Source organism: Nocardioides sp. GCM10027114, from assembly GCF_042659625.1.
In the GTDB taxonomy this organism is placed as follows: domain Bacteria; phylum Actinomycetota; class Actinomycetes; order Propionibacteriales; family Nocardioidaceae; genus Nocardioides.
Genome location: NZ_JBHSSS010000006.1, coordinates 112,041 through 131,547 on the forward strand (window position 1 = coordinate 112,041; position 19,507 = coordinate 131,547).

A 19,507-nucleotide genomic window follows, 5' to 3' on the forward strand; every position below is an offset into this window, starting at 1 on the left:
TCACAGTCTCGGTCCTACCACCAGGTCACCGACCTCCACCACGTCGACGCACACCGACGTGCCCGGGTCGAGGTCGAGCAGGGCCACCTCGTCGAAGGCTGCCTCGGTCCTGACGAACAGCGAGCCGAGACCGCCGGCGAGCTCCACCTCCTCCCGCTGCTGGTCACCGAGCGTGATGGTGACCCGGTCGGCGCCGCTCGAGAGGTAGCCGATCCTCACCCACCACGGCACGGCAATCGTCCGCGACGAGAGGGGAATCCGCACCGCGGGGCTGCGGCCGAGCCAGCCGCAGCCGGGCGAGGGCCCCGGTGGAGACTCCAGCACCGGCTCGAGCAGTGCCTGGTGGAGCGTGCCGGCCTCGTCGGCGATCGCCAGCCTCGACGACGTGGTGGGGTACTCCGCAGGCTGCCGGAGCAGACGGGTGAAGACGCTGAGGCGGTTGTCGTCAGGGGCGAAGAGCTCGGCGGGCATGACGTCGTCGGGTACTTCCTGGTCGGCCAGGAAGACCCGTCCGGTGCGGTCGAGCTCGGCGTCGAGGGTGCGCACGTAGGCCTCGCTGGCGTTGCGGTCATGCCACAGGTTCGCGTACGTCGTCCAGCTGAAGAGGCCGGACAGCGCCACCACCGCGGTGACCCCGACCAGCAGCCGGGGTCCAGGACCTCCCGTCCGTGCCGATCGCCGGGCCCCCCGGGAGCCGCCCGGGTCGGCGGCACCGCGCACCGGCAGCAGCAGCAGCCCGAGGGTGAGCACCAGCGCGCACACCACGTCGGTCTGCAGCCGGTAGGCCAGACCGATCTCGGCGCCGAAGACCGGGGCGCGGCTGGTCGCGACCAGGACGATGTCGAGCGTGACGTAGCCGGCCAGCAGGAGCCACGCCACGGCGGCGCTTCGCCGACGCGCCACCGACAGCACGACCACGGCCGCTGTCGCCAGGAGGGCGGCCGCCTGCAGCCAGGTCGGCGGCGCCGCCCACGCACCCCCGGGCTGCCACTCCCACAGCCACGGGCCGCCCCAGGCCGCAAGGGCGGTGCTGGAGGCCATGTTCCAGGCCAGCGCCGCGGCGTCGAGGTCCGGCTCGGTGAAGGGCTGCGGCACCTCGGCGAGCGCGTAGACGGCGTACAGGCCGGCCACGCCGCCCATGACCACGAGGGCGGGCCAGTAGCAGCGGGCGAGCCGGGTGATGCGGCCCGCGAGCCCTCCGGTGGCGAAGAAGGCGAGCGCGAGCAGCACCAGAACCGGCAGCACGAGCAGCGCCTTCTGGAAGAACAGCAGGCCCGTCGCGACGGCCCCTGCAGCCCCGAGCAGCCAGGCGAGCCGGCGGCTGCGCAGGTAGCGGACCCAGGCGCCGACCGCGACGAAGAAGGTGGCCTGGATGGAGATCTGGTTGAGGCTGGAGATCCACCACAGCGTGGCCTGGGCCGTGCTGGCGGTGGTCAGGTAGACCGCCAGCGGCACCAGCACCTGCCAGCGCGGACCGAACAGCACCACCAGCATCCACAGTGCGGCCAGGCTCGCGGCCGCCTGCAGCGCCAGTGTGAGCGTCGCGGCGAGGCCCCAGTTCAGCGGCCCGGAGGCGTCGACGAGCCAGAGCAGCGCGCGGGTGCCGGGCATGAGGTGGCTGTTGAACGGCTCGGCGAGGTAGTCGAGGGTGAGCCCCCGCTCGCGAGCCTCCAGGAGCAGCACGTAGTCGTCGAAGTAGAAGAACCCCGACAGCACTGCCCAGGCCCGGTGCCCCAGCTGCAGCGCGACCATGACCAGGCCGGCCACCACGACCGGCCGTCCGAGTCCGGCGCGCAGCCGGGCGAGCAGCCCGGCGAGGCGCTCCGGCAGGGGTCCGGCCGCGGCGTCGCGCGGTCGTGGCCGGACGGGGGTGGTCACTGCGGGACTATCTCACGGTGGCCGGCGGGCCCCCGCGGTCGAGGTCACATGTCGGCGAGGACGCCACTACGGCTACCTGCTGGTAGCCTTGCGCGACTTTGTCGTTCCTGTGGGAGGGAAACCACTGTGCGCAAGATCGTCAGCTGGGTGCTGCTGGGAGTCGGCGCCTTCCTGCTGGTCACCGCCGTCGTCGCGTCCGTCTGGGCGCCCGGCCAGGTGAAGCGGGCCCCGATCGATACCGACAGCACCACGCGCCTGGCGGGCACCGCGGAGAGGCTGGACGCCTCCGCCGGTGAGGTCGTCGACCTCGACGTCCGTGCCGTCAGCATCACCGAGGCGGACTCCAACGCCTCCGACGACGAGATCGTCGTCTACGTCAACACCGTGTGCCTCGTCGTGGACGTGCCGGACACGCCCGACTGTGGCGAGCCGGGCACCGGTGAGGACGCCGACCCCAACGTCATCAACATCGCGACCGACGTCTTCGCCACCGACCGGGAGACCGGCCTGGCCGTGAACGACCCGGAGTACCTGCCCGCCGACGCGGAGCCGCACGAGGGCCTGGTCAACAAGTTCCCGTTCGACACCGAGAAGAAGGACTACCCCTTCTGGGACGGCGTGCTCGACCGGGCCGTCACGGCGCAGTACGTCGGCGAGACCACCATCGACGGGCTCGACGTCTACGAGTTCAACTACGTCGTGGAGGAGGAGCCGGCGACCGTGGTCGGCGACATCGAGGGCCTCTACAGCATGGACAAGACCATCTGGGCCGAGCCCCGCACCGGCAAGATCGTCGACCAGGAGCAGCACGACGTGCGCACCCTCGAGGACGGCTCGCCGCTGCTCGACCTGCGCCTCGCCTTCACCGACGAGCAGGTCGCTGCCGACGTGGCCGACGCCGAGGACAGCCTCGACAGCCTCAACCTGCTGACCCGCACCGTGCCGATTGTCGGCTACGTCGCGGGACCGCTGCTCATCCTGGTCGGCGCGGGCATGCTGCTCATGGCAGCCGCCCGCTCCCGCCGGGCCTGAGCTCAGGTCGGGTCGAGCCGGCAGCCGAAGATCGCGGTCCCGGGGGTGAAGCGCCCCCGGGTCCGCGACCAGCCGCCCCACACCCGGTCGTGGTCCTCGGGCCACTCGGGCTCGAGCAGGTCGGTGATCCGGAACCCGTGGCCGGCCAGCACCGCGACCCAGTCGCCCAGGGTGCGGTGGTGCTCGACGTAGGAGGGTTGGCCGGTCTCGTCGTCGACCTCGACGTACGGCGTGCGGTCCCAGTAGGACTGGCTGGCCGTGAGGCCCTCCTCGCCCGGGTCGTCGGGGAACATCCACCGCGTCGGGTGGGTGATCGAGAACGCGAACCGGCCGCCGGTGCGCAGCACGCGGGCGGTCTCGGCGACGCAGCGGTCGAGGTCGCTGACGAACTGCAGCGCGCCGAAGGACGAGAAGACGACGTCGAAGCTGTCGTCGGCGAACGGCAGGTCGGTCGCCGTGCCGAGGACCGAGGGCACCGCGACGCCGGAGGCCAGGTCGATCCGGCGGGAGTGCTGGAGCTGCCGGTGGGACAGGTCGAGGCCGAACGAGCGGCCACCGCGGCTGCGGACCCAGCGCGAGCACTGGCCCGCCCCCGAGCCGACCTCGAGCACGTCGCGCCCGGCGACGTCGCCGAGCACCCCGACCTCCTCCTCGGTGACGCCCTCGGGTCCCCACACGAACCCGGCGTCGCCGAGGAACTCCCCGTGCGTGGCCTGGTACTCGTCGGCGTAGCGGTCCCAGTCGGGCCCGTTGGCGCGTCGTGACTCCGTCTCGTCCACCGGTCGCCGCTCGACCCGGAACGGCGGGTGGGCGGGCGAGTGCGGCGACACCTCCTCCGTGCTCACGCGGGGAGCGTACTTCGGCTCGTGGCAGGGGGCCGGTGACCGGGGGCCTCGTGAGAGGGTCGGAGCCGTGGACGCCGGCGTGGAACTGACACCGCTCCCCGGGGGCTGGTCCGGGGAGACCTTCCTCGCCGAGGCCGGCGGCGAGCGGACCGTGGTGCGGATCTACGCCCGCCCCGGGGACCGGGGCGGGCGGCCCGGCGACGCCGCCCACGAGATCGACGCCTCGCTGCTGCGCCTGGTGCGGGGGCTGGTGCCGGTGCCGGAGGTGCTGGAGGTGCGCCGGGCGGACCCGGCCGCGGGCATGCCCGCGCTGCTCGTGACGTCGTACGTCGAGGGGGTGCGCGGCGACGAGGTCGTGCCGACCCTGGGCGGCCAGGGGCTGGCTGTGCTCGGCCGGAACCTGGGCGAGCTGGCCGCGGACCTCGCCGGCATGCCGATGCTGCGTCCGGGCCCGTTCGTCGACGGGGAGCTGCGGATCGGCAGCTTCGGCGACGTCGACGGCCTGCCTGCGTTCCTGGAGCAGGTCGCCCCTCCGGGGCTCGACGCGGACCGGACCGCTGCCCTGGAGGAGGTCGTGGTCGACGCCCAGGCACTGCTGGACACGGTCGGGCGGACCAGCCTGGTCCACAGCGACCTCAACCCGAAGAACGTGGTGGTGGACCCGGAGTCGCTGGACGTGCGTGCGCTGCTCGACTGGGAGTACAGCCACGCGGGCCACCCGTACACCGATCTGGGGAACTTGCTCCGCTTCGAGCGGGAGCCCACGTGGGAGCGCGCCGTGCTCTCCGCCTGGACCGACCGCCACGGCGGCTCTGCCCGGGAGGCCCTCGACCTCGCCCGGGCTGCGGACCTCTGGGCGCTCATCGACCTGGCCGCGCGGGCGGGGGAGAACCCGGTCGCCGACCGGGCACTGGCGCTGCTGCGCGGGATCGCGGACGATCGGGACGTGCACGCCGGTTGGACTGGGTGAGGCGCGGCGGCGTAGCCTGTGGCATTGCGCCTGCAGTCTGCCTGCGTCCCGGACGGAGTGGACTCTCGCTCGCTATCAGTTCCCCCGGCTTGTCGGGGCCCTCGCGAGACCCTTTGCGAGGAGCAGTCACCGGTAGTGAAAAGACCTCGGGCGCGCCCGTACGACACCTGACCATCCAAGGACTTCTTTCCCTTATGACGAGCAGCATCTCGACTCTTCCTGACACCGACGCCCCGCAGGTGGCGGTCAACGACATCGGTTCGGAAGAGGACTTCCTCGCCGCGATCGACGAGACCATCAAGTACTTCAACGACGGTGACATCGTGGATGGCACCATCGTCAAGGTCGACCGGGACGAGGTCCTGCTCGACATCGGCTACAAGACCGAGGGCGTCATCCCCTCGCGCGAGCTGTCGATCAAGCACGACGTCGACCCGCACGAGGTCGTCGAGGTCGGCGACAAGGTCGAGGCGCTCGTCCTCCAGAAGGAGGACAAGGAAGGCCGCCTGATCCTCTCCAAGAAGCGCGCCCAGTACGAGCGCGCCTGGGGCACGATCGAGCAGGTCAAGGAGGAGGACGGCGTCGTCGAGGGCACCGTCATCGAGGTCGTCAAGGGCGGCCTGATCCTCGACATCGGCCTCCGCGGCTTCCTTCCCGCCTCGCTCGTCGAGATGCGTCGCGTCCGCGACCTGCAGCCGTACGTCGGCCAGACCCTCGAGGCGAAGATCATCGAGCTCGACAAGAACCGCAACAACGTGGTCCTGTCGCGCCGCGCCTGGCTCGAGCAGACCCAGTCCGAGGTCCGCCACGGCTTCCTGACCCAGCTCCAGAAGGGTCAGATCCGCAAGGGTGTCGTCTCCTCGATCGTCAACTTCGGTGCGTTCGTGGACCTCGGCGGCGTCGACGGTCTCGTCCACGTCTCCGAGCTGTCCTGGAAGCACATCGACCACCCGTCCGAGGTCGTCGCCGTGGGCGACGAGGTCACCGTCGAGGTGCTCGACGTGGACATGGACCGCGAGCGTGTCTCCCTGTCGCTGAAGGCGACGCAGGAGGACCCGTGGCAGCACTTCGCCCGCACCCACCAGATCGGCCAGATCGTGCCGGGCAAGGTCACCAAGCTGGTGCCCTTCGGCTCGTTCGTCCGCGTCGAGGAGGGCATCGAGGGCCTGGTGCACATCTCCGAGCTCGCCGAGCGCCACGTCGAGATCCCGGAGCAGGTCGTCCAGGTCAACGACGACGTCATGGTCAAGATCATCGACATCGACCTCGAGCGTCGCCGGATCTCGCTGTCCCTCAAGCAGGCCAACGAGACCGCGACCGCCACGCACGTCGACGAGTTCGACCCGACGATGTACGGCATGACCGCGACGTACGACGAGCAGGGCAACTACGTCTACCCCGAGGGCTTCGACCCGGAGACCGGCGAGTGGCTCGAGGGCTACGAGGAGCAGCGCGCGACCTGGGAGGAGCAGTACGCCAAGGCGCACGCCCGCTGGGAGGCCCACGTCAAGCAGCAGGAGGAGGCCGCCAAGGCCGAGGTCGAGGCCGGCGAGGCCACGTCCTACTCCTCCGGCGGTGCCGACACCGGCCAGGCCGACACCGGCAGCGGCTCGCTCGCCTCGGACGAGGCGCTGCAGGCGCTCCGCGAGAAGCTCACCGGCGGCAACTGATCTGCTGATCGCCGCTGACGCAGCCTGAACGACGCTGACCCGCCCGAAGCTTTCGGGCGGGTCAGCGTCATTTGTGGGGAGGGTTCAGCTGCGGGCGAGCGGGGGGCGGAACCGCGGGTCGTCGAGGTGGGACTGCGGCGGGCGGGACGGGCCGCGCCCGTCGTGGAGCATCATCCGGATCGACTCCGCGGCGAGGACCAGGCCGAGGGCCAGCATGATCAACAGGTAGGTCATGGCATCAATCATGCGTCGTTGAAGATCCTGCCACGAGTGGCAGAGATGCCATCAAGCATTGAAATCCTGCCACTCGTGCGGCATGATCGTCGGGTGCGCAAGGTGGCGGTGCTGGTCCAGGACGGGGTGGAGCCCTTCGGGCTGGGATCGATGTGCGAGGTGTGGGCCGAGCCCTACCACCCCGACGACGACAACCCGGTCTTCGACTTCGTCGTCGCCACGCCGCGGCCGGGGCGGGTAGCGGGGCCCTCGGGCTTCGACCTGCACGTCGAGCACGGCCTGGAGGAGGCACTCGACGCCGACCTCGTGTGCGTCGCGCCGAAGCGCGACTACCTCGAGCCCTCGCCGGAGGTCGTCGAGGTGGTTCGCGCCGTCCACGCGCGTGGCGGCCTGGTGCTCGCCCACTGCTCCGGCGCCTTCGTGCTCGGTGAGGCCGGCCTGCTGGAGGGCCGGCGGTGCACGACCCACTGGCGCCACGTCGACGCCCTCGCCGAGCGCTACCCCGAGGCCATCGTCGACCGTGACGTGCTGTACGTGCAGGACGGCTCGATCGTCACGGGAGCGGGGTCGGCCGCCGGCCTCGATGCCGCGCTCCACCTCGTGCGGCAGCAGTTCGGAGCCCGGGTCGCCGCGACCACGGCCCGCCGCATGGTCGTCCCGCCCCACCGCGAGGGCGGGCAGGCCCAGTTCATCGCCCGCGCCGTGCCCGACGTCGAGGCGGAGACGTTCGGGCCGCTGCTGAGCTGGATCGGCGAGCACCTCGCCGACGACCTCAGCGTCGAGGCGCTGGCCCGACGCTCACACATGTCCCCGCGCACCTTCGCCCGCCGGTTCCGCGCGGAGACGGGCGCCACCCCGCACAGCTGGGTGACAAGTCGCCGGGTGCAGGCCGCCCAGGAGCTGCTCGAGCTGACCCACCACTCCGTGGAGTGGATCGCCGACGAGGTCGGGTTCGGCAACGCCGCCACCCTTCGTCACCACTTCGTCCGGTCGCGCGGTGTCAGCCCGCAGCAGTACCGCCGCACGTTCTGTGGAGCGGTCGCCGCCGGCGAGGCGTCCTGATCACCCCCTGATCAGCCCGGACCACGCAGCAGGTCGCGGCGGACCTTGCCGGTGAGCGTGCGCGGGAGCTCGTCGACGAATGTCCACGACTTCGGCCGCTTCGGTGGCGACAGCCGCTCCCGGACGTACGCCGCCAGCTCCTGCTCGTCCGCGGTGCCCACGACGGCGGCGCAGACGCGCTGCCCCCAGTCGTCGTCGGGCACGCCGTACACCGCGGCGTCCTCGACCCCGGCGTGCTCGCGCAGCGCGTTCTCCACCTCGAGCGGGTAGACGTTGACGCCGCCGCTGATGATCAGGTCCTCGCGCCGGCCGTCGAGGTGGAGGTAGCCGTCCGCGTCGAGGCGGCCGTGGTCCCCGACCGTGAAGGCGTCGCCGCGCCAGGCGGCCGCCGTCTTCTCCGGCGCACCCCAGTAGCTGAACCGCGCGTGGTCCGGGACGCGGCACCAGATGGTGCCGTCGTCGTCGACGCTCAGCGAGCGTCCGGGGCGAGCCCGCCCGACGGTGCCGGGGCGGGCCAGCCACTCCTCGCTGCGGCAGGCGGTGAACTGCCCCTCGGTCGAGCCGTAGAACTCCCAGGTGCTGCCGGACGGGAAGAGCTCGACCAGGCGCCGCTTGACCTCGGGCGGGCAGGGCGCGCCCGCATGGGCGACCAGGCGGAATCCCGAGAGGTCGGGGACGCCGACCCGGTCCCAGTGCGCGAAAAGTCGCTGCAGGTGCGTCGGCACGCAGAACATGGTGGTCGGGCGACCGGTGCCTGCCAGCTCCCGGATCGCGGCCGTGACGCGCTCGGGATCGAACGGCCCGGGGACGACCAGCCGACCGCCGGCGAGCAGCGTTCCCATGGCGAAGCGCAGCGGTGCCGAGTGGTGCAGCGGGCTGAGCACGAGGTTGACGTCGTCGGCGCCGAAGCCCCACAGGTCGCGCTCCTCGCCGAGCAGCGACTCGGCCCGGGCCTCGTCGAGGACCCCGGAGAACACAGCCTTCGGCCGGCCGGTGGTGCCGCTCGTGACGTGCATCGGGCGGCCCAGCGGCAGCCCGGGCGAGAAGTGCGAACGCAGCTCCTCGAGCGTGTGCGCGTCCGTCACCACCAGGGCGGGGTCGACGTCGTCGAGGATGCCTCGCAGCTCCGCCGCGGTGAGGCGCGGGTCGAGCGGGACGGGGAGGACCCCTGCCGCCAGCAGGCCCGTCACGACCTCGACGTACGCCGGGCTGCCCGGCACCAGCAGCGCCACCCGGTCGCCGGGCCGGAGGTCGCTCGTCACGGTGCCGGTCACCGGGACATGCTAGGCACCGGTTCCCCTGATCCGGGGATTCACTTCGGGCGCGCCCGCGACAGAGGGTGGAGGTGCGGGGGAGACCCGGAGGTCACGACATGCGTGTTCCCAACCGCACCATCGCAGCGCTCTTCACGACGGTTCTCACGCTCGGCCTGGTCGTCGGACCGGCCGGCCCGGGCAGCGCGGACCCCCGCCCCGACTCGATCCCCATCCCGGACGACTTCGGCCCGGAGGGGATCGCCGTCGGCGACGGCAACACCTTCTTCGTCGGCTCACTCCTGGACGGGGACGTCTACCGCGGCGACCTGCGCAGCGGGGAGGGCGAGCTGCTGGTCGACGTGGACGGACGCCAGTCCGTCGGCATGCGCGTCGACCGGGCCCGGGACCGGCTCGTCGTCGCGGGCGGCCTCACCGGCAAGGCCTGGGTGTACGACGTCGACGACGGCTCGACACTCGCCGAGCTGCACCTCGGCCCGCCGGGGACGACGTTCAGCAACGACGTGGCGATCGCGAAGCACGCGTTGTACTTCACCGACACCTTCTCGCCCGTGCTCTACCGGGTCCCGATCCTCGCCGACGGCGGCTACGGCACCACCGAGGTCGTCACGGTGACCGGGCCCGCCGGCGCCACCGGCGGTTTCGGCCTCAACGGGATCGACACGACCAACCGGCGCTGGCTGGTCGTCAACCACACCGATCTCGGGATCATCGCCCTGGTCCACCCGCGGACCGGTGAGAGCCGGGAGATCCCGCTCACCGGGCCCCCGCTGGTCCCGGGGACGCTGGACGGGCTCCAGGTCGAGGGCCGGCGGGTGTTCGTCGTGCAGAACTTCGCCAACTCCGTGGCCGAGGTCCGGCTGTCGCCGAAGCTGACGCACGGCCGCGTGGTCGAGGTCATCACCTCCGACCTGTTCCGGGTGCCCACGACGGTGGCGAAGCACGGCAAGCGTCTCGCCCTCGTCAACGCCAGGTTCGACCTCGGCTTCCCGCCGCCGTTCGGGCCCGGTGCGCCGCCCGGCACGGACTACGACGTGGTGCAGGTGCGCTACTGAGACCGACCGGTCGTGATCAGGGGGACGTGAACATCGGCGGAAGCGGGGCGAAACGGGATGGCGCGGCACCCCGGTCGCGGGGCACCATCGTCCGATGACCCCGACCACCCGCCTGTCGCTCGCCGCTGACGACTGGACCGCCTTCCGCCGGATCCGCCTGCGCGCCCTGGCCGACGCCCCCGACGCGTTCGGGGCCACCGTCGCGCAGGCCGCGGCGCAGCCCGACGAGACCTGGCAGGAGCGGGCGGCCGGGCCGGGCCGGATCCTCCTGGCGCTGGAGGACGGCGAGCCGCTGGCGATGGGTGGCGCCTACGCGCCGGAGGGCGCGCACGAGGCGATGATCTGGGGGATGTGGACGGCCCCCGAGGCGCGCGGCCGCGGCCACGCGCAGCGGATCCTCGCCGAGCTGGTCGCGTGGTGCCGCGAGCGCGGTCTCGACGTCCTCCTCCACGTCACCGACGGCAACGACGCCGCGCGGCGGCTCTACCGGCGCCACGGGTTCGAGCCGGTCGGGGAGTGGAGCCCGCTGCGGCCGGGGTCCGACCTGCGGGTGGAGACGCTGCGCCTCGCCCGGTGACTAGGCTGCCGCGCATGCGAGTGGGCCTGACCGGGGGAGTCGCCTCGGGCAAGAGCACGGTGTCGGCGATCCTCGAGGAGCTCGGCGCGGTCGTCATCGACGCTGACGTCCTGGCCCGCGAGGCGGTGGCTCGCGGTACGACGGGGCTCGCCGAGGTCGTGGCGGCGTTCGGACCCGGCGTGCTGACGGGCGAGGGCGACCTCGACCGTCCGGCGGTCGGCACCCTGGTCTTCGGCGACGCCGAGCGTCGGGCCCGACTCGAGGCGATCATCCACCCGCGTGTCCGGGCGCGGGCCGCGGAGATCGAGGCGGCGGCGCCGGTCGGGGCCCTGGTCGTCCACGACATCCCGCTGCTCGCGGAGACGGGCCAGGCATCGACGTTCGACGCAGTGCTCGTCGTGGACGTGCCCGAGGAGGTGCAGGTCCAGCGGATGGTGCACGACCGTGGCTGGTCCGAGGCGGACGCCCGGGCCCGGATCGCGGCGCAGGCCAGCCGCGAGGAGCGGCTGGCCGTCGCCACCCATGTCATCGACAACGCCGGCACCCTCGAGGACCTCCGGGACCGGGTGGCCGAGGTGGTCGAGGAGCTGCGCGGGTAACCTCGCCCGGTGATCACCAAGGCATCTCTCGCAGCGGCGGCCACGCTGGCCCTGCTGGTGACCACCGGCTGCTCGACCTCGGGCCCCGTCGCCGGCCCCACCTCTTCGGACAGGCCGAGCCCCTCGTCGTCCGCCGGCGCGGAGACCGCGACCACGGACCCCGACACCCCGCTGGGTTGGGGGCCGACCACGGGAGAGCTGGCGCAGGCGCAGGAGCTGGTGGCGGGGTGGTCAGCGGAGCAGCTGGCCGGCCAGGTGATCGTGGGTCGCTTCCACGGCACCGACCCCGCCCTGGCGGCCCGGCTCGTGCGCCGCCACCACCTCGCCGGGATGAGCGTCACGACGGAGAACGTCGTCGACGAGGCCCAGGTCCGCGAGCTCACCCGGGCGATCGACCGGGCCGCTCGTGCGGGTGGCCGGGACTTCCCGGCGGTCGTCGGCGTCGACCAGGAGGGCGGCGTAGTCGCCCACCTGCGTGGCGTCGCGACCGACTTCCCCTCCTTCGCCACCGCCGGGGCCGCGGTCGCGCGCGCGCCCCGCGAGGGCCGCAGCGCGGTCGAGGCAGCCGCCGAGGCGACCGCGTGGGAGCTGCGGGACCTGGGCTTCTCCTGGGTCTTCGCACCCGTGGCAGACGTGACCATCGGTGCCGCCGACCCGACGATCGGCTCCCGCTCGCCGTCGAACGACCCGCGCACGGCCGCGGCGACCGTCGCCGCCGCCGTGTCCGGGTACTCCGACGGCGCCGTCGTCTCGACGACCAAGCACTTCCCGGGGCACGGCCGCGCCACCGCCGACAGCCACGAGACCCTGCCGGTCGTGCCGGCGCCGAGGCGGCAGCTCGAGCGTGAGGACCTGGTGCCGTTCCGGCGCGCCGTGGAGGCCGGCGCCCCCGCGGTGATGGTCGCCCACCTCGACGTCACGGCGCTGGCGCCCGGCGTGCCCTCCAGCCTCGCGCCGGAGGTCTACGACCTGCTGCGCGACGACCTCGGCTTCGAGGGCGTCGCCGTCACCGACTCGCTGGGGATGGGTGGCGTGGTCGGCCGGTCCGAGCCTGCCGTGACCGCGCTCGCCGCGGGCGCCGACCTGCTGCTGATGCCGCCGGACCCGGCGCGCACCCATGCCACGGTCACCGACGCGATCGAGTCGGGCCGGGTGACCCGCGAGCGCGCCGAGGAGGCGGCCGCGCGCGTGGTCGCGCTGCAGCTCTGGCAGCAGCGCACGTCCGCGGAGACCGAGGTCCCCGCGGACGTCGCCTCCCGTGCCGCGGCGGCGGCGCAGCGGCTGATGGCCGCCGCCTACGGCTGACGGACTCGTCCGGCGGTCAGGCCGCCATGTCCGGGTCGCCGAGCCGGCGCAGCTTCTGAAGCGCCTCGCGCTCGAGCTGGCGGACCCGCTCGGCGGAGATGCCGTGGCGGGCGCCGATGTCGGCGAGCTTGTGCTGCCGGCCGTCGACCAGGCCGTAGCGGGCCCGGATGATGTCGGCCGACCGCTCGTCGAGCAGCGAGACGAGGGCGTTGAGCCGGTCGCGGGCCTCGTGGTCGAGCACGTTGAGGTCCGGTCCGGGAGCGGTCTCCTGCGCCATCAGGTCGCCGAGCGAGGTGTCGCCGTCCTCGTCCACCGGGGTGTCGAGGCTGACGTGCTCGCGGCCCCAGGACATCAGGTCGAGGACCCGGTCCAGGTCCATGCCGAGCTCCTCGGCGATCTCGCGCGGCTCGGGCTCACGGCCGAGCTGACGCTCGAGGGTGCGCCGCGCGCCGCCCACCTGGTTGAGCTCCTCGACCACGTGGACCGGCAGCCGCACGACGCGTGCCTGCTGGGCGATGCCGCGGGTGATCGCCTGACGCACCCACCAGGTGGCGTAGGTCGAGAACTTGTAGCCCTTGGTGTAGTCGAACTTCTCGACCGCGCGGATCAGACCGGTGTTGCCCTCCTGGATCAGGTCGAGCATCGGCATCTGGGCGCGGCCGTACTTGCGCGCGATCGAGACCACCAGCCGCAGGTTCGCGGTGATGAAGGTGTCGACCGCCTTGCGGCCCTCCTCGGCGAGCCACTCGAGCTCCTCCTGGGTGGCGTAGCCGGGGGCGCCGCCCTTGCGGCGGCCGATGCGGCCGGTGCGCAGCAGGTGCTCGGCCATGAGGCCGGCCTCGATCGTCTTGGACAGCTCCACCTCTGCGGCGGCGTCCAGCAGCGGGTTGCGGGCGATCTCGTCGAGGTACAGCCCGACGCTGTCGCGCCCCTCGATCTCGCGCGTCGCAGTGGTTGCGGTGCGGGTTGCCATGTGAGAACGCCCCTCCTTCGCCGCGGGGCCGCGTCCCACGACCTCGCACAACTTTCAACGACTCCGTACCCCGTTGGATTCCCGGTAGTGCTTCGGAGTCCTCACCAGTTCCGACGGGTGGGAGGGCGAGCGAGTTGCCTCACACCGCAACTCTCAGGGACTTCTCAGGGCTGTTCCGGGCCCCGGACCGCCTCCCGGGTGGTCTAGGCCAGCCCCAGCCGGTCGAGGATCCAGGACAGCGTGAACGCCCGGTCGTGCCACGACTTGTAGCGCCCGGAGACGCCGCCGTGGCCTGCCGCCATCTCGGTCCGCAGCAGGAAGTCGCGCCGGCCGGTCGCGGTCGCCCGGAGCCGGGCCACCCACTTCGCGGGCTCGGCGTAGGACACCCGGGTGTCGTGGAAGGAGGTCTCGGCGAGGATCGGCGGGTAGTCCAGCGCCGCGACGTTGTCGTACGGCGAGTAGCCCGCCATGTAGTCGTAGACGTCCGGGTCCGCCTCCGGGTTGCCCCACTCCTCGTACTCCACGACGGTGAGGGGCAGGCTCGAGTCGAGCATGGAGCCGAGTGCGTCGACGAAGGGGACCCCGGCCACGAAGCCGGCGAACTCCTCCGGCGCGAGGTTGGCGACCGCACCGATCAGCAGCCCGCCGGCGCTCGCCCCCTCCGCCACCGTCGTCGCGGGCGTCGTCCACCCGGCCGCGACCAGGTGGCGGGCGCAGGCGACGAAGTCCGTGAAGGTGTTGCGCTTGCGCAGCAACTTGCCGTCGTCGTACCAGCGGCGGCCCATCTCGCCGCCGCCGCGGACGTGGGCGATGGCGAAGGCGGCGCCGCGGTCGAGCAGCGAGAGCCGCGCCACCGAGAAGTACGGGTCGATCGAGGCCTCGTAGGCGCCGTAGCCGTAGAGCAGCACCGGCACCGGCACCGGGCCGGTGCCGCCGCCGACGTCCTCGCGCGCGCCGCGGCGGACGACGACGGAGATCGGGATCCGCTCGCCGTCGTCGGCGTTGGCCCAGAGCCGGTGCTCCTCGTAGTCGGCCGGGTCGTAGCCGCCGAGCACGGGGGCACGGCGCAGCAGCGTGAGGTCGCGGTTGCGCACGTCGTAGTCGTAGACCGACGACGGCACCGCCAGCGAGGTGAAGCCGAGCCGGACGACGGGCTGGTCGAAGGAGGGGTTGCCGGCGGTCCCGACGGTGTAGACCTCCTGGGGGAACTCGACCAGGTGGTCGTCAGTGACACCGTCCGGCCCGAGCTCGAGGATCCGCAGCTGCGTGAGGCCACGGCTGCGCTGGTGGACCACGAGGTGGCCGGTGAAGGCGTCGACGTCCTCGAGCCGGACCGCGGGGTCGTGGGGGACCAGCGGTCGCCAGGCGGCCGGCGGCGTCGGGCGCACGGGTGCGACCGCGATCTCGAAGTCGGGGCCGGTGCCGTTGTGGTGGACGAGGAAGACGTCCTCCCCGGCGACCACGGCGTGCTCGAGGTTGTACTCGAGCTCGTCCTGCCGCGGGTGGAACACCTGCCAGCCGGCGGCCGGGTCGTCGGCGTCGAGGAAGCGGTACTCGGTCGTCGTCTTGGAGCCGCTCACCACCACGAGGAACCGGTCGCTGCGGCTGCGGCCGACGCCGACCCAGAACCGGCCGTCCTGCTCGTGGTGGACCAGCTCGTCGTCGGCCTGCGTCGTGCCCAGCCGGTGGCGCCAGACCTTGTCGGCGCGCCAGGTCTCGTCGACGGTCGTGTAGTAGAGGTCGAGGCCGTCGCGGGACCAGGTCGCGCCGCCCAGCACGCCGACGATCTCGTCGTCGAGCAGCTCCCCGGTGCGCAGGTCCTTCACCCGGACCGTGTAGCGCTCGTCGCCGGTGGTGTCGGTCGAGTAGGCGAGCAGCGTGGTGTCGGGGCTGACCGAGGAGCCGCCCAGCGAGAAGAAGTCGTGCCCCTCGGCGAGGGCGTCGAGGTCGAGCAGCAGCTCCTCGCCGGGCAGTGCGGGCTCCGCAGGGCTGACGTCCTCGGCGGGACGCGGGGGAGCCCAGTCGGCCTCGTCGAGGACCGGCACCCGGCAGGTGGCGCCGTACTCCTTCCCCTCGAAGCTGCGGCCGTAGTACCAGTAGCCGCGGCTGCGGGTCGGGACCGACAGGTCGGTCTCGAGCGTGCGCGACCGGATCTCCTCGAAGATCTTCTGGCGGAGGTCGGCGAGGTGGGCGGTCCGCTCGCGGGTCCAGGCGTTCTCGGCCTCGAGGTAGTCCCGGACGTCGGGGTGCTCCTTCTCGCGGAGCCAGGCGTAGTCGTCGACCCGCTCGCGGCCGTGGTGGCTGGTGGTGACGGGCCGGCTGGGCGCGACGGGGGACTCCATGGGCGCAGACGATAGCCGCCGGGGATAGCGTCGCCCCATGGCGGAGATCGACCTCAACGCGGACCTCGGCGAGGAGGTCACCGACGACACCGCCCTGCTCGCCGTGGTGACCAGCGCCAACGTCGCCTGCGGCTACCACGCGGGCAGTGTGGCGATCATGCGCGCGGTCTGCGAGGAGGCGGTGGCGCGCGGGGTCTCGATCGGGGCGCAGGTCTCCTACGACGACCGGGAGAACTTCGGCCGGGTGCCGCGCGACGTCCCGCACGGGGTGCTGCGGGAGCAGGTCGCCGACCAGGTCGGCACCCTCGCGGAGATCGCCGCCGCCGCCGGTGGCGAGGTGCGCTACGTCAAGCCCCACGGCGCGCTCTACCACCGCGTCGCCGAGGACGAGGAGCAGGCCGACGCAGTGCTCGCCGGCTCGGTGCTGGCCGGCTCGGTGCTGGCCGGCTCGGTCGGGCTGCCGGTGCTGGGGATGCCGGGCTCCCGGGTGCTGGCGCTGGCCGCCGCGGCCGGCCGCCGCACGCTGCTGGAGGGCTTCCCCGACCGCGGCTACGACGACCGGGGCCGGCTGCTGCCGCGGGACCAGCCGGGCGCCGTGCTGGACGACTCCGCCGTGATCGCGCGCCGCGCCCTCGAGCTCGCCGGCCGGGTCCAGTCGCTGTGCCTCCACGGCGACACGCCGGGGGCGGTGGCCCACGCCCTTGCGGTGCGCACTGCTCTGGAGAAGGCCGGCTGGCGGCTGCGCGGCCTGTGACCGGGCGGGAGACTGGTCGCGTGGACGGCATCGAGATCCGGACGGTGGGCCGCTCGGCGCTGCTGGCCGAGGTGGCCGACGCCGCGGCCGCGCGGTCGCTGGCGCGCTGGGTCCGCCACCTCGACCTCGCCGTCGGCGAGGTCGTGCCGGCGGCGCGCACCGTCCTCCTCGACGACGTCGCGGACCCGGCGGCCCTGCGCGAGGTGCTGGCCGGGTGGTGGCCCGACGCCGAGCCGGACGCCGGGGAGCTGGTGGTGGTCGAGGTCCGGTACGACGGCCCCGACCTCGCCTTCGTGGCGGGGCTGTGGGGGACCGATGAGGCCGGCGTGGTCGAGCGCCACACGTCGGTGGAGTACGTCGCCGACTTCTGCGGCTTCGCGCCGGGGTTCTCCTACCTGTCCGGGCTGGCCGAGGAGTGGGCGGTGCCCCGCCGGGAGACGCCACGGACCCGGGTCCCGGCGGGCTCGGTCGCGCTCGCCGGCGCCTGGTGCGCGGCGTACCCCTCCGCCTCACCGGGCGGCTGGCGGCTGATCGGCACCACGACCGCGCGGCTGTGGGACCCACGGCGCAGGGAGCCCGCGCTGCTGCCGCCGGGGACGCGCGTCAGGTTCGTGCCGGCATGACCCGGGACCGGCTGCTGCGGGTGGAGGACCCCGGCCCGCTGTGCACGGTGCAGGACCGGGGACGCACCGGCCTCGCCCACCTCGGGGTCCCGCGCGGCGGGCCGCTCGACGACGTCGCCGCGGACCTCGCCAACAGGCTCGTCGGGAACCCGCCCGACGCGGCGCTGCTCGAGGTGACCCTGGGCGGGCTCCGGGCCACCGGTCGCGGCGGGCACTGGGTCGCGGTCACCGGGGCGCCGGGCGGCGTCCTCGTCGACGGTGCACCGGTCGCGCACGGCGAGCCGGTGTGGCTGCCCGACGGGTCCCGGCTGGAGGTCGGCGTCCCGGCCACCGGCGTGCGCAGCTACCTCGCCGTCGCGGGCGGCGTCGACGTGCCGCCGGTGCTGGGGTCGCGGGCCACGGACACGCTCGCCTGGGTCGGGCCGCCTCGGGTGGTGGCCGGCGCCGAGCTGCCCGTCGGGAAGCCGGCCGGGCCGCCGCACCCCCAGGAGACGCCCCGGCCGCGCGCCGCCGGGCCGCTGCGGGTCGCGCCCGGTCCGCGCCGCGACTGGTTCGCCGACGACGTGATCGACCGGCTCTGCGACACCACCTGGCAGGTCGCCCCCGACTCCGACCGGGTCGGCCTGCGGCTTGGGGGCGAGCCGCTGGCCCGCCGCCGAGACGCCGGGCTGCCCAGGGAGCTGCCGAGTGAGGGGATGGTGCTGGGCGCCGTCCAGGTGCCCCCCGACGGGCAGCCGGTGGTCTTCCTCGCCGACCATCCGCCGACGGGCGGCTACCCGGTGGTGGCCGTCGTGCGACGGGAGGACCTCTGGGTCTGCGGTCAGCTCCGCCCGGGGGAGTCGGTGCGGTTCACCCCGGACCGGCCGAGCCCTCCGGGTCAGCAGGGTCGTCGGGCGGCTGCCACGCGCTGAGCGCCGGGTCGTCGACGGCGTACGACCGCACCGGCCCGGGCGGGGTGTCCGCGGTCTCGAAGCGGACCGTGACCACGCCCCGGCCCGAGCCCCAGACCCAGCCGCGGCCCATCTCGGCGTGCACCACGTCCATGCCCGGTGCCCACGTGGAGCGGTGCCGCTGCGGCAGGACGCCGTGCGAGGCCGCCTCGGCCTCGGGCGCCGCGGGCTCGTCCTCCTCGCTGCCGAAGAGGTCGTCCTGCACCCAGTCCGCGAGCCCCGTGACCCCGACGCCCAGCAGCCGGACCCCGCCGGAGGTGTCCAGCTCCGTCAGCAGCGACCTGGCCAGCCGGCCGATCGTCGCCGGGTTGTCGGTGGGGGAGGGCAGCGTCGTGGACCGGCTCAGGGTCGTGAAGTCGTGCAGCCTCACCTTGATCGTCACGGTGCGGCCGGAGAGGCCGCCCTTGCGCAGCCGCTCGGCCACCCCGGCGGCCTGCCGGGTGAGCAGCCCCTCCATGAGGCGGCGGTCGGTCAGGTCGGTGTCGTAGGTGCCCTCGGCGCTGACCGACTTGGCCTCGCGCTCGGAGACCACCGGCCGGTCGTCCTCGGCGCGCGCGAGCGCGTGGAGCCCGGCGCCGTGCGCCTTCCCGAGCAGCCGGACCAGCTCGTCGAGGCTGACCGTCTCGAGGTCGGCGACGGTGTGGATGCCGGCGCGCCGCAGCCGCTCGGCGGTGGCGGGGCCGACGCCGGGGATCACGGTCACGTGCATCGGCCGGAGCAGGTCGCGCTCGGTCCCGGGAGCCACCACCACGAGGCCGTCGGGCTTGTCGAGGTCGCTGGCCACCTTGGCGATGAACTTGGAGGTGCCGATGCCCACCGAGGCGGTCAGCCCGCCGGTCACCCCGGTCACCCGGCGCCGCAGGTCCTCGGCGAACGCCGTCACGGTTGCGACCTCGAGGTCGGGCAGGTCCGCGGCCGCGAGGTCGACGAACGCCTCGTCGAGCGAGAGCGGCTCGACCAGCGGCGAGGCCTCGCGCAGCAGCGCCATCACCCGGCGGCTGGTGTCCCGGTAGGCGTGGAAGCGGCCGGACAGGAAGGCGGCGTGCGGGCACCGGGAGCGGGCCTCCCGGGTCGACATCGCCGAGCGGACGCCGTACCTGCGGGCCTCGTAGGAGGCGGTCGCCACGACCCCGCGGCCGCCGACGCCGCCGACGACGACCGGCTTGCCGCGCAGCGAGGGCTTGTCCCGCTGCTCGACGGAGGCGAAGAATGCGTCGAGGTCGAGGTGCAGCACCGAGGCGACCTGACGCATGCGCGCAAGGTACCGCGGGCGGGCCCACGCGCCGTCCACAGCCGCCTGCTCCCGGGCCGCCGTCCCCAGCACCGTCGGGCGGTCCGGCGCGACGGGGCGCGTCGGGGGGACG

At 73.6% G+C, this 19,507-nt stretch carries 18 protein-coding genes; 11 read left to right on the forward strand and 7 right to left on the reverse strand.

Translation table 11 applies throughout. The features are described from left to right. Positions 1-1,878 (reverse strand): hypothetical protein, encoded by a 1,878-nt coding sequence (locus ACFP2E_RS03680; RefSeq protein WP_378521226.1) that lies wholly within the window; start codon positions 1,876-1,878, stop codon positions 1-3. Between the two features lie 126 nt (positions 1,879-2,004). On the opposite strand from ACFP2E_RS03680, the gene ACFP2E_RS03685 reads away from it, so the two are divergent. Beyond that, positions 2,005-2,910 carry a DUF3068 domain-containing protein gene (locus ACFP2E_RS03685; protein ID WP_378521225.1) on the forward strand — a complete coding sequence of 302 codons (906 nt, stop codon included), beginning with the start codon at positions 2,005-2,007 and terminating at the stop codon, positions 2,908-2,910. 2 nt (positions 2,911-2,912) lie between these two features. Here ACFP2E_RS03685 and ACFP2E_RS03690 read toward each other — a convergent pair whose 3' ends face one another. Next, on the reverse strand, positions 2,913-3,755 hold the full coding sequence (locus ACFP2E_RS03690) for a class I SAM-dependent methyltransferase (protein ID WP_378521224.1): 843 nt from the start codon (positions 3,753-3,755) through the stop codon (positions 2,913-2,915). 67 nt (positions 3,756-3,822) lie between these two features. Here ACFP2E_RS03690 and ACFP2E_RS03695 point away from each other — a divergent pair, with 67 nt between their 5' ends. After that, complete coding sequence (locus ACFP2E_RS03695; RefSeq protein ID WP_378521223.1) at positions 3,823-4,725, forward strand: phosphotransferase family protein; 903 nt, start codon at positions 3,823-3,825, stop codon at positions 4,723-4,725. A 194-nt stretch (positions 4,726-4,919) separates the two neighbouring features. Then, positions 4,920-6,395, forward strand: a complete 1,476-nt coding sequence (gene rpsA, locus ACFP2E_RS03700) for a 30S ribosomal protein S1 (RefSeq protein WP_378521222.1) — start codon at positions 4,920-4,922, stop codon at positions 6,393-6,395. A gap of 84 nt (positions 6,396-6,479) precedes the next feature. On the opposite strand, the gene ACFP2E_RS03705 is transcribed toward rpsA, so the two are convergent. Beyond that, the gene (locus tag ACFP2E_RS03705; protein WP_378521221.1) at positions 6,480-6,629 is read right to left on the reverse strand and encodes a hypothetical protein; all 150 of its coding nucleotides are present in this window, start codon (positions 6,627-6,629) and stop codon (positions 6,480-6,482) included. Between the two features lie 93 nt (positions 6,630-6,722). Between ACFP2E_RS03705 and ACFP2E_RS03710 the strand changes: the two genes are divergently transcribed. After that, a complete protein-coding gene (locus ACFP2E_RS03710; RefSeq protein ID WP_378521220.1) occupies positions 6,723-7,691 on the forward strand; it encodes a GlxA family transcriptional regulator in 969 nt (322 codons plus the stop codon). 11 nt (positions 7,692-7,702) lie between these two features. Here the strand turns inward: ACFP2E_RS03710 and ACFP2E_RS03715 are convergent, their stop codons facing one another. Next, positions 7,703-8,965, reverse strand: coding sequence for a class I adenylate-forming enzyme family protein (locus tag ACFP2E_RS03715; protein ID WP_378521219.1), 1,263 nt, complete (start codon positions 8,963-8,965; stop codon positions 7,703-7,705). A 98-nt stretch (positions 8,966-9,063) separates the two neighbouring features. Between ACFP2E_RS03715 and ACFP2E_RS03720 the strand changes: the two genes are divergently transcribed. The 4 genes from ACFP2E_RS03720 to ACFP2E_RS03735 all read left to right on the forward strand — a co-directional run bounded on the left by ACFP2E_RS03720 (position 9,064) and on the right by ACFP2E_RS03735 (position 12,501). Continuing rightward, complete coding sequence (locus ACFP2E_RS03720) at positions 9,064-10,020, forward strand: hypothetical protein (protein WP_378521218.1); 957 nt, start codon at positions 9,064-9,066, stop codon at positions 10,018-10,020. 94 nt (positions 10,021-10,114) lie between these two features. Next, positions 10,115-10,597 (forward strand): GNAT family N-acetyltransferase, encoded by a 483-nt coding sequence (locus tag ACFP2E_RS03725; protein ID WP_378521217.1) that lies wholly within the window; start codon positions 10,115-10,117, stop codon positions 10,595-10,597. A 14-nt stretch (positions 10,598-10,611) separates the two neighbouring features. Continuing rightward, positions 10,612-11,196: a dephospho-CoA kinase gene (coaE, locus tag ACFP2E_RS03730; RefSeq protein ID WP_378521216.1), complete on the forward strand. Its 585-nt coding sequence runs from the start codon at positions 10,612-10,614 to the stop codon at positions 11,194-11,196. Positions 11,197-11,205: 9 nt separating this feature from the next. Next, positions 11,206-12,501 carry a glycoside hydrolase family 3 N-terminal domain-containing protein gene (locus tag ACFP2E_RS03735; RefSeq protein WP_378521215.1) on the forward strand — a complete coding sequence of 432 codons (1,296 nt, stop codon included), beginning with the start codon at positions 11,206-11,208 and terminating at the stop codon, positions 12,499-12,501. A gap of 16 nt (positions 12,502-12,517) precedes the next feature. On the opposite strand, the gene ACFP2E_RS03740 is transcribed toward ACFP2E_RS03735, so the two are convergent. Together ACFP2E_RS03740 and ACFP2E_RS03745 are read right to left on the reverse strand one after the other, a co-directional pair. After that, a complete protein-coding gene (locus tag ACFP2E_RS03740) occupies positions 12,518-13,474 on the reverse strand; it encodes an RNA polymerase sigma factor RpoD/SigA (protein ID WP_378521214.1) in 957 nt (318 codons plus the stop codon). Between the two features lie 203 nt (positions 13,475-13,677). Next, positions 13,678-15,816, reverse strand: a complete 2,139-nt coding sequence (locus tag ACFP2E_RS03745) for a S9 family peptidase (RefSeq protein ID WP_378521213.1) — start codon at positions 15,814-15,816, stop codon at positions 13,678-13,680. Between the two features lie 37 nt (positions 15,817-15,853). On the opposite strand from ACFP2E_RS03745, the gene ACFP2E_RS03750 reads away from it, so the two are divergent. The 3 genes from ACFP2E_RS03750 to ACFP2E_RS03760 are packed head-to-tail and all read left to right on the forward strand — an operon-like array spanning position 15,854 to position 18,104. Beyond that, entirely contained in the window at positions 15,854-16,570 is a 717-nt protein-coding gene (locus ACFP2E_RS03750; RefSeq protein ID WP_378521212.1) for a LamB/YcsF family protein, read from the forward strand. 20 nt (positions 16,571-16,590) lie between these two features. Then, a complete protein-coding gene (locus tag ACFP2E_RS03755; protein ID WP_378521211.1) occupies positions 16,591-17,193 on the forward strand; it encodes an allophanate hydrolase subunit 1 in 603 nt (200 codons plus the stop codon). Beyond that, complete coding sequence (locus ACFP2E_RS03760; protein WP_378521210.1) at positions 17,190-18,104, forward strand: biotin-dependent carboxyltransferase family protein; 915 nt, start codon at positions 17,190-17,192, stop codon at positions 18,102-18,104. Before ACFP2E_RS03755 ends, ACFP2E_RS03760 begins: the two co-directional genes overlap by 4 nt. Here ACFP2E_RS03760 and ACFP2E_RS03765 read toward each other — a convergent pair. After that, positions 18,043-19,395: a DNA polymerase IV gene (locus ACFP2E_RS03765; RefSeq protein WP_378521209.1), complete on the reverse strand. Its 1,353-nt coding sequence runs from the start codon at positions 19,393-19,395 to the stop codon at positions 18,043-18,045. The genes ACFP2E_RS03760 and ACFP2E_RS03765 overlap by 62 nt on opposite strands. Between the last annotated feature and the right edge of the window lie 112 nt (positions 19,396-19,507).